Origin of the sequence: Rhizorhabdus wittichii, assembly GCF_017607425.1 — a bacterium.
Taxonomy (GTDB): domain Bacteria; phylum Pseudomonadota; class Alphaproteobacteria; order Sphingomonadales; family Sphingomonadaceae; genus Rhizorhabdus; species Rhizorhabdus wittichii.
Genome location: NZ_CP059319.1, coordinates 4371212 through 4383200, shown reverse-complemented (window position 1 = coordinate 4383200; position 11989 = coordinate 4371212). Strand labels below are relative to the sequence as shown.

Sequence of the window (11989 nt, the reverse complement as noted above, 5' to 3'; positions counted from 1 at the left end):
CGCGCCAGCCCCGTACCCTCGCGGGCGGGCACAAGACAAACAAAAAGGGCGCGGTGACCATGGCCACCGCGCCCCTCCTGTCTGGTGTCCGAAGACTTACGCCGCGATGCGGGCGCCTTCGGGGAGGGCGGCCTTGGCCTGGGCGATGATGCCGCTAAAGGCCTCGCCCTCGTGCATGGCGATGTCGGCCAGGACCTTCCGGTCCAGCTCGATGCCCGCCAGCTTCAGGCCGTGCATGAACACGCCGTAGGTCAGGCCTTCGGCGCGGACAGCGGCGTTGATGCGCTGGATCCAGAGCGCGCGGAACGAGCGCTTCTTAACCTTGCGGTCGCGATAGGCGTACTGGCCGGCCTTCTCGACGGCCTGACGCGCGATGCGGATGGTGTTCTTGCGGCGGCCATAATAGCCCTTCGCCGCGCCAAGAATCCTCTTGTGCTTGGCGTGGGTGGTCGTACCGCGCTTGACGCGTGCCATTTAGCGGTCCTCCCTCAGTTCAGGCCGTACGGGGCCCACAGCTTCACGCGGGCCGTATCGGCCTCGGCGAGAACGGTGGTGCCGCGATTGGTGCGGATATACTTGGAATTGTGGCTGATCAGCCGGTGACGCTTGCCGGCGACGCCGTGCTTCACCTTGCCGGTGGCCGTGAGCTTGAAGCGCTTTTTGACGCCGCTCTTGGTCTTGAGCTTGGGCATTTTCGTCTCCTGATATGCGACGTTTGCAGACAGCCACGGCAGCCCATACAGCCGGACCGTCCATCAAATCGCGGAAGCGCGGGCCTATAAGGGGGGCGGGGCCGGATTGCAACCCGTCAGGGCCGGAATCGGAACCAGCGTCGGCCGCCGGGGGTTTCCCCAGGTCATGGTAGTCGAACCCCATCCCCCGATCGAGGTCCCCGAGGGGGCTTCCGACAACGCTCCGCAGCCGGCCCGGCGGCGGCGCGATCCCGCCAACTGGACGCTCGCCGCGGGCTTCGCGGTGGTGGCGACGGTCATCGGCCTGGTCGTGCTGGCCTGGTTCGTCCTCTACGTCACCAAGGGCCGCTTCCTGAAGCCGACCTTCGAGTCGGTCGCCAGCCGGATGACCGAGCGGCAGGTGAAGGTGGCGGGCGATTTCCAATTCTATTTCGACATCATCGACGCCCGCTTCCTGGCCGACGGGCTGACCATCTCCAACCCGAAATGGACGACCCGGCCCCATTTCCTCGAGGCGCGCCACGTCGCCGCCCGGATCAAGACGATCCCGCTGATCTTCGGGGAGCGGAAGGCCGACTGGCTGGTGCTCGACGGCGCCCGGGTCGACGCCGAATGGGACGCGCGGAAGCGCAACAGCTGGACCTTCGGCGATCCGAACAGGAAGGGCGAGCCGTTCCGCTGGCCGACGATCGCCCGCGCCCGGGTGACCGACAGCCAGGTCCGCTACATTGATCCGGCGTTGCAACTGCGCACCGACGTCAAGGTCGGCGACATCGCGGCCGGCGACGCCCGCATCGCCGGCAAGGTGCCCTTCACCGGCACCGGCACGCTGCGCGGCAAGCCCTTCACGATGAACGGCGCGCTGCTCTCGCCCAATTCGACGGTGGCGTTCGGCAGGACCCGGTTCGCGATGCACGCCCGGTCGGGGCCGACCCGCCTCGACCTCGACGGCGTGCTGCCGGCGGCGACGCAGATCGAGGGATCGGACCTCAACCTGAAGGTGCGCGGCCCCAATATCCGCCTGCTGTTCGACTTCCTCGGCGTCGCCGCGCCCGACACCCGCGCCTATTGGTTCACCTCGAAGCTGACCAAGGCCGGCGGCGAATGGCGCTTCACCCGGATCAACGGCCGCTACGGCGCGAGCGACCTGCACGGCCGCATGACGATCAGCCTGCCGGGCGACCGGCTGTTCCTCGACGCGGTGCTCGATTCGAACCGGGTCGACATCATCGATGTCGGCCCGTTCATCGGCTATGAGCCCGAGGCGCTGGCGGCGAAGGGCGCGCAGGCGGCGGTCGCGCAGACCGGCGGCACCCCGCGCATCCTGCCCGATGCGCCGCTCCGGATCGACGCGATCCGCAATTTCGACGCCCATATCCTCTACACGGTGAAGGATTTCCGGAATCCGAAATTCCCGATCAGCAACGTCGACCTGACCTTCGACCTGAACAAGAGCCTGATGACGCTGTCGCCGTTCAGCTTCGAGATCGCCGGCGGCCACCTCGCCTCCGACATCGTCATCGACGCGCGGGTGCCGGCGGTGGTCACCGACTATGACATCCGCCTGTCGCCGACGCCGATGGCGAAGCTGTTCGCGGGCTTCGGCGTCCACCAGGCGGGAACCACCGGCGCGATCAAGGCGCGCGTGCGGATGAAGGGCACCGGCGACACGCTGCGCGACTCGCTCGCCACGTCGAACGGGCGGATCGCGATCATCCTGCCGCGCGGCACCTTCTGGACGCAATATATCCAGCTGTCCGAGTTCGACGTCGGCGTGTTCGTGCAGAAGCTGCTCCAGGACAAGCTCAAGAAGCCGGTGCAGATCAATTGCGGCCTGCTCGGCTTCACGGTGCGCGACGGCGTCGCCGCGGCCGACCCGATCCTGATCGACACCGACAAGAACGTGATGACGGCGAAGGGCGGCTTCAGCTTCAAGGACGAGTCGCTCGACATGCGCTTCCGCGCCGATTCCAAGAAGTTCAGCCTGTTCTCCGGCCAGTCGCCGGTCGGCATCAAGGGCTATTTCGCGCAGCCCGGCATCAACATCATCAGCCCGCAACTGCTGGCGCGCGGCGGCGCGGGGCTCGCGCTCGGCGCGGTGGCGAGCCCGCTCGCGGCGGTGCTGGCCTTCGTCGACGTCGGCGACGCCAAGGCGGCCGCCTGCGGCCCGGTGCTGGCGGGCGCGCAGGCCAGCGCGATGCGGACCACGAAGGGGAAGCCGCGCAAGGACGTCGGATCGGCCCGCGAGAACCGCCGCCAGGCCGGCGACCGCAAGCAGCCCGACAAGCTGGGGATGTAGGCCCTAGAGCGGTTCACGATCCGATTGCATCGGATCGGCTGCCCTAGACCATTGTTTTACCGCGATTTCCGAGCCGGCAGATGTATCCATCTGCCTAGAAATCGCTCTAGTTCAGCAGCGCCACGATCTGCTCGATCAACCGGTCGTCGCCCACGGCGATCACGTCGCCCGCGCTGTTCGCGTCGAGCGGCCGGCCCTGCCAGTCGGTCATCCGCCCGCCCGCGCCCTCGATCACCGGGACCAGCGCGGCGAAGTCGTGGAGCTTGAGCCCCGACTCGATCACTGCGTCGAGATGGCCCGAGGCGGTCAGCCCGTAATTGTGGCAGTCGCCGCCCCACAGCACGTCGCCGGCGGCGGCGCTCACCCGGGCGAAGCGGTCATAGTCAGACGCCGCGAACAAGGCGGGCGAGGTGCTGCCGAGATGCGCGTCGGCCAGCCGCGCGCAGGCGCGGCTCCGCACCGGGACGCCGTTGAACATGGTGAGCTGGCCGGACGCGCCGACCCAGCGGTCGCGCGCGATCGGCTGGTCGATCACCCCGAGCACCGGCTGCCGGTCCTCGACCAGCGCGATCAGCGTGCCGAACAGCGGCCGCCCGGCGATGAAGGCGCGGGTGCCGTCGATCGGATCGAGCACCCAGACGCGCTCGGCATCCTCCCGCTCGCGGCCATATTCCTCGCCGATGATCCCGTCGGTGGGCCGCTCGACGGCGATGATCGCGCGCATCGCCGCCTCGGCCGCGCGATCGGCCTCGGTGACCGGCGAGGCGTCGGCCTTGGTCTCCAGGTCGAAGCGGGCGCGGAAGAAGGGGCGGATCGCCTCGCCCGCCGCCTCGGCCAGGCGGTTGGCCAATATGATGTCGTCGTTGGTCATGCTGGCGTCATCCCCGCGTCGGGTGCAAAGTGCAAGCCCGCCGAGGAGGAATAGCCATGACCAAGTCGCGCCTGATCCCCTGCCTGCGTTATGAGGACGCCCCCGCCGCCATCGCCTTCCTGTGCGACGCCTTCGGCTTCGCGCGCCACGCCGTCTATGCCGACCCCGACGACCCGTCGATCATCCATCACGCCCAGCTCACCCTCGACGGCGGCATGGTGATGCTGGGCTCCGCCCGGTCCGGCGAAGCGGCCGAGCTGTACCGCTGGAAGACCGCGCGGGAAGCGGGCGGCATCACCATGTGCGTCAGCGCCTATGTCGCCGACCCCGACGCCCACCACGCCCGCGCAAGGGCCGCCGGCGCCGAGATCCTCACCGAACCGAGGGACAACCCCGGCTATCCGGGCCGCGGCTACGACGCGCGCGACCCGGAGGGCAATGTCTGGAACTTCGGCAGCTACGACCCCTGGGCGGGGTGAGGCCGAACGAATGCCGGACCTCAGAATGAGGTCCGCAAGCGCGAACGCGCGCCCGAGCTTATGCGAGGAAGCCAAGCCGGGCGGACGCCCGGCGCCCGGCGTTTGAGGGCTTAATCAAAAAGACTCGACACCGAGCTTTCGTCGGCGATGCGCTTGATCGCCTCGCCGAGCAGCGGGGCGATGGTCAGGTGGCGGATCTTCTTGGCGTCGGCGACCGCGGGGGAGGCGCCGATCGAGTCGGTGATCACCAGTTCGAGCAGTTCCGACCCCTCGACCCGGGCGACGGCGCCGCCCGAGAGGACGCCGTGGGTGACATAGGCGACGACGTCCTCCGCGCCCGCCTGGCGCAGCGCGGCGGCGGCGTTGCAGAGCGTGCCGGCCGAATCGACGATGTCGTCGACGAGGATGCAGAAGCGACCCGACACGTCGCCGATGATGTTCATCACTTCGGATTCGCCGGCGCGCTCGCGACGCTTGTCGACGATCGCCAGCGGAGCGTTGTCGAGACGCTTGGACAATGCCCGGGCGCGGACGACGCCGCCGACGTCGGGCGACACGACCATGATGTTGCGCCCGCCGAAGCGCGCCTGGATGTCGGCCGACATCACCGGCGCGGCGTAGAGATTGTCGGTCGGGATGTCGAAGAAGCCCTGGATCTGCCCGGCGTGGAGATCGACCGAAAGGACGCGGCTGGCGCCCGCCGTCTCGAGCAGGTTGGCGACCAGCTTGGCCGAGATCGGGGTGCGCGGGCCGGGCTTCCGGTCCTGCCGGGCATAGCCGAAATAGGGGATGACCGCGGTGATCCGGCGCGCCGACGAACGCTTCAGCGCGTCGATGCAGATCAGCAGCTCCATCAGATTGTCGTTGGCCGGATAGCCGGTCGACTGGATCACGAACACGTCCTCGCCGCGGACATTCTCATGGATTTCGACGAACACTTCCTCGTCGGCGAAGCGGCGGACGCTGGCGTCGGTCAGCGGCAGTTCGAGATAGGCGGCGATCGCCTTGGCGAGCGGCTGGTTCGAATTGCCGGCGAGCAGTTTCATGGACAGTTTCCCCGAGGGCGGTGGCCGAGACTCGGGCGCTCTTAGGGCTTGCACCCTCAAACGGCAATGGTCGCGGCGGCGCGACGGGGAAGAGGGTGGCTGAACCAACGATATCCGCCTAAAGGCGCCGCATGGTCGTCACCCGCTTCGCTCCATCCCCCACCGGCCGCCTCCATGTCGGCAACATCCGCACCGCGCTCCACAACTGGATGTGGGCGCGCGCGCATGGCGGGCGCTTCCTGCTGCGGCTCGACGACACCGACCTCGAACGGTCGACCGAGGAGAATGCCGCGTCGATCCGCGCCGACCTCGGCTGGCTGGGCCTGCACCCCGACGCCGAGGCGAAGCAGTCGGACCGCTTCGCGCTCTACGAATCACGGTTCGAGGAACTGCGCGCGCAGGGCCGTGTCTATCCCTGCTACGAGAGCGCCGAGGAACTGGAGCTCAAGCGCAAGATCCTCGCCGGACGCGGCCTGCCGCCGATCTACGATCGCGCCGCGCTGGCCCTGTCCGACGCCGAGCGCGCCACTTATGAGGCCGAGGGGCGCCGCCCGCACTGGCGCTTCCTGCTCGACCATGAGTCGCCGATCGCCTGGACCGACCTGATCCGCGGGCCCCAGCATCTCGATCCCAGGCTGCTGTCCGACCCGGTCGTCCGCCGCGCCGACGGAAGCTGGCTCTACATGCTGCCGAGCGTGATCGACGACATCGCCATGGGCGTCACCCATGTCGTGCGCGGCGAGGATCATGTCACCAACACCGGGCTGCAGTTGCAGATGTTCGCCGCGCTCGGCGCGCCCGAACCGGCCTTCGCGCACGAGGCGCTGCTGGTCGGCAGCGAGGGCAAGCTGTCGAAGCGGCTCGGCTCGCTCGGCTGCGACGCCTTCCGCGACGAGGGGATCGAGCCGGTCGCGCTGATCGCGCTGCTCGCCCGGATCGGCACCAGCCTGCCGGTCGAGCCGGTCGCCGATCCGGCGGCGCTGTTCGACGGCTTCGACTTCGCCCGCTTCGGCCGCGCCCCGGCGCGCTTCGACCTCGACGAGTTGAAGGCGCTCAACGCGCGGATCATCCATATGCTGCCCTATGCGGCGGTGGCCGGCCGCCTGCCCGCCGGCATGGACGCCGCCGGCTGGGAGGCGATCCGCCCGAACCTGAACCGTATCGACGAGGCCGCCGGCTGGTGGGCGGTGGTCGAGGGCGCGGTGTCGGCCGCAATCGCCCCCGAGGACCGCGCCTATCTGGCGCAGGCGGCCGACGCGGCGGCGGCGATCGACTGGAACGAAAGCGCTTGGAAGGCGCTCACCGCCGCGCTCGGCGCCGCGACCGGGCGCAAGGGCAAAGCGCTGTTCCTGCCGCTGCGCCTGGCGCTGACCGGCCGCGAGCACGGCCCCGACATGAACGCGCTGCTGCCGCTGATCGGCAAGGCGCGGGCGGTGGAGAGGTTGCGGGCGGCGGCCTGACCTTTCCTCGTCATCCCGGCCTCCGCTGGGATGACGTTTGAGAGGGGGTCTCAGTACCGGTTCGACGGGGCGATCAGGCCGACCAGCAGGTAGAGGATGATCGTCGAGCCGACGCCGCACAGCGTGAGCAGCACGGCGAGCACGCGGACCAGCATCAGGTCGATGCCGCTATAGTCGGCAAGACCGGCGCAGACGCCCATGATCTTGCCCTCGCTCTTGTTGAGGCGGAAGCTGTTGCTGCGGACGGACATGGCAATTTCCCTTTGCGGATGAGAGGGGCGGGTCAGAGCAGGGCGGGCCGGTCGAGCGAGACCGAGGCCGCCGTGCAGAAGCAATTGGCGTTGGCCGGGCCGAGCGCGGTCGCGAGGCAGGCGAGGCTGAACAGAAGACCGCCGCCCACCGCGAGCAGGAAGCGCCGGGCTTCGCCGAGGCTGAGGCTGGTGTCGATCATCGTCTTGCTCCCATTGTCACGACCACCCTTCCGGCCGATGCCAGGACGATTGCAGGAGCCGTGCCAAATCGCCGAAAGCCCGGAATGCGGGCATTTTCCCCAATCTCGACCACATAGGCCGAAGCGATCGCGCCAACAGGTGGGAATATTCACCAATTCCACATGGGAAACGACGCCATACCGCCACCGTTGCGGCCCCGACAGGATTTCCGCGCTAGACCCATCGTAATGATGTATCATTGCCTCTGCGGTCCGCCGCAGCGCGGACGCATTCGGAGCAGGAGGCGTTCATGACCCATGGAGGTTTTCTCGACCAAGGCAAGACGACCAACAAGATCGGCCTGACGCTCGTCATCGCCGGCCATGCGGCGGTCCTCGCCGCGCTCGCGCTCGCGCCGCCCGAGGCGATCCAGCGCATCGTCTATCTTCCCACCATCGTCGAAAGCATCCGGGAGGCGACCCCGCCGCCCGTCGAACCGCCACCCCCGCCGGCCGCCGAACCCGAGCAGGCGCAGCCGACCAGGGTCGATCCGATCGTCCGGGCCGGCGATCCGGTGCGGCCGATCGAGCTGACCCCGCTGCCGCCCCGGCCGCTGCCGCCGGTGCTGCCGCAGATCCCGGCGGCGTCCGAACCGGCGATGCTGCCGGCGACGATCGATCCGTCGGCGGTGGCGCGCTTCCAGCCCGACTATCCGCCCGAGCTGGTCCGCGCCGAGCTGGAGGGGAGTGCCACCGTCCGGGTGCTGATCGGCATCGACGGCCGGGTGAAGGCGGTCGAGATGGTGAGCGCCACCCACCCCGGCTTCTTCGACGCGACCAAGCGGCAGGCGCTGCGCTATTGGAAATTCCGGCCGGCGACGAAGGACGGCATCGCCACCGAAAGCTGGCGGACGATGACGGTGCGCTTCACCCTCAAGGACTGAGGCCCGCACCGGCCCGTCGCGCCCCGGGCTGGCGCGGCGGGCCTTCGGCCACTATCTAGGCGGCCATGGCCGTCTTCCCCCGCCCTTCGAAACCCTCCGCCGTCTGGGCCGACTTCAAGGCGCTGCTGCGCCAGCAGGAGCGGCACAAGCTGCTGATCGCGCTGGTGTCGGTGCTGATGCCGGTGATCATCGTCACCGGCTTCTACGTCGATTCGAAGATGGACCCGCCCAAGGCGCAGATCATCTATGCGCAGAGCTGGCCCGCCAGCCGCACCGACGCCGAGATCGTCAAGCAGAACATCGCCGACCAGAAGATCCGCGACGCCGCCCTCGCCGAGAAGCAGCGCGGCTATCGCAAGCTCGCAGACCAGCTCGGCATCGATTATGAGCAGCAGCCCAAGCGCTGACGACCGCCGCTGGATGCTCTCGGCCGTCGCCCTCGCGGGGCGCGGCCGCGGGCGGACCGCGCCCAATCCCAATGTCGGCTGCGTCATCGTCCGCGACGGGCGGGTGATCGGGCGCGGCTGGACCGGCGCGGGCGGCCGCCCCCATGCCGAGGCGATCGCGATCGAGGCCGCCGGCGACATCGCCGGCGCGACGCTCTACGCCACCCTCGAACCCTGCGCCCATGTCTCGGCGCGCGGCCCCGCCTGCGCCGACCTGATCGTCGCGGCGAAGCCGGCGCGCGTGGTGATCGCGCTGCGCGATCCCGATCCGCGCACCGACGGGCGCGGCATCGCCCGGATCGAAGCAGCGGGGATCGCCGTCGCCGCCGGGGTCGAGGCCGCCGCGGCGCGCGCGGCGATGGCCGGCTTCCTGACGCGCCGGTCGAAGGGCCGCCCGCATGTCACGCTCAAGCTCGCCACCTCGCTCGACGGGCGGATCGCGCTGCCCGACGGGTCGAGCCGCTGGATCACCGGCCCCGCCGCCCGCGCCCACGCCCATCTCGAACGCGCCCGGCACGAGATGATCCTGGTCGGGCGCGGCACGCTGGAGGCCGATTCGCCCGGGCTCGACGTCCGCCTGCCCGGCCTCGAAGAGCGCAGCCCGCGCCGCGCGGTGCTCGGCCATGGCGCGGCGCCCGAGGGCTGGACGGCGCTGCGCGATCCCGCCGCCATCGCCGGCCTCGACGGGGTCGACCATCTGTTCGTCGAGGGCGGGGCGGGCGCCGCCGCCGCCTTCCTCGCCGCCGACCTGGTCGACCGGCTGCTGCTCTACACCGCGCCGATCGTCGTCGGCGCCGGCCGCTCCGCGATCGGCGACATCGGCCTCGCCGACCTCGCCGCCGCGCATGATCGCTGGCGGCTCGCCGACACGCGGACGCTTGGCATCGACCGTCTCTCCATCTACGAGCGGGCCTGACATGTTCACAGGCATCATCACCGACGTCGGCACGATCAGCGCGACCGAGATGCGCGGCGACCTGCATGTGCGGATCGCCTGCGGCTACGACACCGGCACCATCGACATCGGCGCCTCGATCGCCTGTTCGGGCGCGTGCATGACCGTCGTCGAGCTGGGCCCCGACTGGTTCGCCGTCGACATCAGCCACGAAAGCGTCTCGCGCACCGCGCCGGGCCGCTGGGAGACGGGCCGCCGCCTCAACCTCGAACGCTCGCTCAAGGTCGGCGACGAGTTGGGCGGACATATCGTCACCGGCCATGTCGACGGCGTCGGCACGATCGTCTCGATCGCGGCCGAGGGCGACTCGACCCGGCTGGAGATCCGCGCGCCCGCCGAACTCGCCCCCTATCTGGCGCCGAAGGGCTCGATCGCGATCGACGGCATCTCGCTGACCGTCAACAGCGTCACCGACCAGCCCGACGGCAGCACCGTCTTCGGCCTCAACATCATCCCGCACACCGCCGCGGTGACGACGCTGGGCGGCATGACCGTCCATGACAGCGTCAATCTGGAGATCGACGTGCTCGCCCGCTATCTCGGGCGGATGGAACAGCTCCGGTCACTGACGAAGCGATAAATCACATTATAATGTGATTCTTGGATTGTAGGGCATATTGCGGTGTGATATTCACGCCGCATGAGCACCGAACTGATCGAACGCATCCGCACCGCCGTCGCCGAGCGCGGCGTCTCCCGCTCCGGCATCGCCCGCGCCGCCGGCCTCCACCCCAATTCGCTGCGGTCGCTCGACGACCCCGATTGGAACCCGACGGCGGAGACGCTCAAGAAGCTCGAAAGCTACCTGTCCTATTCGGGCCTGTCGCCGATCGAGGAGATCATCGACGAGGCGCGCAACGGCCGGATGTTCATCCTGGTCGACGACGAGGACCGGGAGAATGAGGGCGACCTGATCATCCCGGCGCAGATGGCGACCCCCGATGCGATCAACTTCATGGCCCGCTACGGCCGCGGCCTGATCTGCCTGTCGATGACGCAGGAGCGGATCGACCAGCTCGGCCTGCCGCTGATGAGCCGCAACAACGGCACCCGGCACGAAACCGCCTTCACCGTCTCGATCGAGGCGAAGGACGGCGTCACCACCGGCATCTCCGCCGCCGACCGCGCCCGCACCGTCGCGGTGGCGATCGACGCCGCCAAGGGCGCCGAGCATATCGTCACCCCCGGCCATGTCTTCCCGCTGGTCGCCAAGCCCGGCGGCGTGCTGGTCCGCGCCGGCCATACCGAGGCGGCGGTCGACGTCGCGCGGCTCGCCGGGCTCAACCCGTCGGGCGTGATCTGCGAGATCATGAACGACGACGGGACGATGGCGCGGATGGATTCGCTGGTCGAGTTCGCCCGCACCCACAAGCTGAAGATCGGCACGATCCGCGACCTGATCGCCTATCGCCGCAAGCACGACCATCTCGTCGAACGGCGCGCCGAGGCGCGCTTCGACAGCCGCTGGGGCGGCGAGTGGAAGATGATCACCTTCTTCAACAAGGCGACCGGGACCGAGCAGACCGCGCTGGTGAAGGGCCATATCGACCCCGAGACCCCGACCCTGGTCCGCATGCACCTGCTGTCGCCCTTCACCGACATCTATGGCGAGGAAGGCCCGCGGTCGAACCTGATCCAGCGATCGATGGAGATCATCGCGGAGGAAGGCGCCGGCGTGATCGTCATCCTCAACCGGCGGGTCGGCGGCTGGATGAGCCGTGCGGTCGAGGCGCGCAACACGGGCGACAAGTCGGTGATGGACGAGCTGCGCGACTATGGCGTCGGCGCGCAGATCCTGACCGAGCTGGGCGTCCACGACATGCTTCTGCTGACCAATTCGCACCACACGCTGATCGCGCTGGACGGCTATGGCCTGTCGATCGTAGGCGAACGTCCGATCCTGGCGGAATAGAAAGCGAGAATATGGCCAAGCTGCTCATCGTCGAAGCGCGCTTCTACGACCATCTCAACGACCTGCTGCTCGACGGCGCGCGCACCGCGATCGAGGACGCGGGCCACAAGCACGAGACGATCACCGTCCCCGGCGCGCTCGAAGTGCCGGGCGCGATCGCGATGGCGGCGGAAAGCGGCCGCTATGACGGTTTCGTCGCGCTCGGCGTCGTGATCCGCGGCGAGACCTATCATTTCGAGGTGGTCTCGAACGAGAGCGCGCGCGGTCTGATGGCGCTGTCGATGGACAGCCTCGCGATCGGCAACGGCATCCTCACCGTCGAGAACGAAGCCCAGGCCCTCACCCGCGCCCGCCGCACCGAGAAGGACAAGGGCGGCGAGGCGGCCAAGGCCGCGCTGCGGATGATGGAGCTGCGCGAGAAGTTCGCGGGCTGAGGTAATAATCGTCATCCCGGC

General features: G+C 69.1%; 15 protein-coding genes. 9 read left to right on the top strand and 6 right to left on the bottom strand.

What is annotated here, in order from left to right:
- Positions 1-96 precede the first annotated feature (96 nt).
- Together rplT and rpmI are read right to left on the bottom strand one after the other, a co-directional pair.
- Positions 97-474: a 50S ribosomal protein L20 gene (rplT, locus tag HRJ34_RS21085; protein WP_012048646.1), complete on the bottom strand. Its 378-nt coding sequence runs from the start codon at positions 472-474 to the stop codon at positions 97-99.
- Positions 475-488: 14 nt separating this feature from the next.
- The gene (gene rpmI / locus HRJ34_RS21080) at positions 489-692 is read right to left on the bottom strand and encodes a 50S ribosomal protein L35 (protein WP_012048647.1); all 204 of its coding nucleotides are present in this window, start codon (positions 690-692) and stop codon (positions 489-491) included.
- A 166-nt stretch (positions 693-858) separates the two neighbouring features.
- Here rpmI and HRJ34_RS21075 point away from each other — a divergent pair, with 166 nt between their 5' ends.
- Positions 859-2991: an AsmA family protein gene (locus HRJ34_RS21075; protein WP_208632310.1), complete on the top strand. Its 2133-nt coding sequence runs from the start codon at positions 859-861 to the stop codon at positions 2989-2991.
- 106 nt (positions 2992-3097) lie between these two features.
- Here the strand turns inward: HRJ34_RS21075 and hisN are convergent, their stop codons facing one another.
- Positions 3098-3862, bottom strand: coding sequence for a histidinol-phosphatase (hisN, locus tag HRJ34_RS21070; protein WP_012048649.1), 765 nt, complete (start codon positions 3860-3862; stop codon positions 3098-3100).
- A gap of 56 nt (positions 3863-3918) precedes the next feature.
- On the opposite strand from hisN, the gene HRJ34_RS21065 reads away from it, so the two are divergent.
- On the top strand, positions 3919-4341 hold the full coding sequence (locus HRJ34_RS21065; protein WP_208632309.1) for a VOC family protein: 423 nt from the start codon (positions 3919-3921) through the stop codon (positions 4339-4341).
- A 110-nt stretch (positions 4342-4451) separates the two neighbouring features.
- Here HRJ34_RS21065 and HRJ34_RS21060 read toward each other — a convergent pair whose 3' ends face one another.
- Positions 4452-5387, bottom strand: coding sequence for a ribose-phosphate pyrophosphokinase (locus HRJ34_RS21060; protein WP_012048653.1), 936 nt, complete (start codon positions 5385-5387; stop codon positions 4452-4454).
- A 131-nt stretch (positions 5388-5518) separates the two neighbouring features.
- Between HRJ34_RS21060 and gltX the strand changes: the two genes are divergently transcribed.
- The gene (gene gltX / locus HRJ34_RS21055) at positions 5519-6847 is read left to right on the top strand and encodes a glutamate--tRNA ligase (RefSeq protein WP_208632308.1); all 1329 of its coding nucleotides are present in this window, start codon (positions 5519-5521) and stop codon (positions 6845-6847) included.
- A 50-nt stretch (positions 6848-6897) separates the two neighbouring features.
- Here the strand turns inward: gltX and HRJ34_RS21050 are convergent, their stop codons facing one another.
- On the bottom strand, positions 6898-7098 hold the full coding sequence (locus HRJ34_RS21050) for a PspC domain-containing protein (protein WP_012048655.1): 201 nt from the start codon (positions 7096-7098) through the stop codon (positions 6898-6900).
- Between the two features lie 32 nt (positions 7099-7130).
- The gene (locus HRJ34_RS21045) at positions 7131-7298 is read right to left on the bottom strand and encodes a hypothetical protein (RefSeq protein ID WP_016746880.1); all 168 of its coding nucleotides are present in this window, start codon (positions 7296-7298) and stop codon (positions 7131-7133) included.
- Positions 7299-7588: 290 nt separating this feature from the next.
- Between HRJ34_RS21045 and HRJ34_RS21040 the strand changes: the two genes are divergently transcribed.
- From HRJ34_RS21040 to ribH, 6 genes are all read left to right on the top strand, one after another.
- On the top strand, positions 7589-8221 hold the full coding sequence (locus HRJ34_RS21040; protein WP_208632307.1) for an energy transducer TonB: 633 nt from the start codon (positions 7589-7591) through the stop codon (positions 8219-8221).
- A 65-nt stretch (positions 8222-8286) separates the two neighbouring features.
- Positions 8287-8628 (top strand): hypothetical protein, encoded by a 342-nt coding sequence (locus HRJ34_RS21035; RefSeq protein WP_029993730.1) that lies wholly within the window; start codon positions 8287-8289, stop codon positions 8626-8628.
- Positions 8606-9583 carry a bifunctional diaminohydroxyphosphoribosylaminopyrimidine deaminase/5-amino-6-(5-phosphoribosylamino)uracil reductase RibD gene (gene ribD, locus HRJ34_RS21030; RefSeq protein WP_404947153.1) on the top strand — a complete coding sequence of 326 codons (978 nt, stop codon included), beginning with the start codon at positions 8606-8608 and terminating at the stop codon, positions 9581-9583. The genes HRJ34_RS21035 and ribD overlap by 23 nt, the downstream gene beginning before the upstream one ends.
- 1 nt (position 9584) lies before the next feature.
- A complete protein-coding gene (locus tag HRJ34_RS21025) occupies positions 9585-10202 on the top strand; it encodes a riboflavin synthase (RefSeq protein WP_012048659.1) in 618 nt (205 codons plus the stop codon).
- A 60-nt stretch (positions 10203-10262) separates the two neighbouring features.
- Positions 10263-11534 carry a 3,4-dihydroxy-2-butanone-4-phosphate synthase gene (gene ribB, locus HRJ34_RS21020; protein WP_012048660.1) on the top strand — a complete coding sequence of 424 codons (1272 nt, stop codon included), beginning with the start codon at positions 10263-10265 and terminating at the stop codon, positions 11532-11534.
- A gap of 11 nt (positions 11535-11545) precedes the next feature.
- Positions 11546-11968: a 6,7-dimethyl-8-ribityllumazine synthase gene (ribH, locus tag HRJ34_RS21015; protein ID WP_012048661.1), complete on the top strand. Its 423-nt coding sequence runs from the start codon at positions 11546-11548 to the stop codon at positions 11966-11968.
- Positions 11969-11989: the final 21 nt, after the last annotated feature.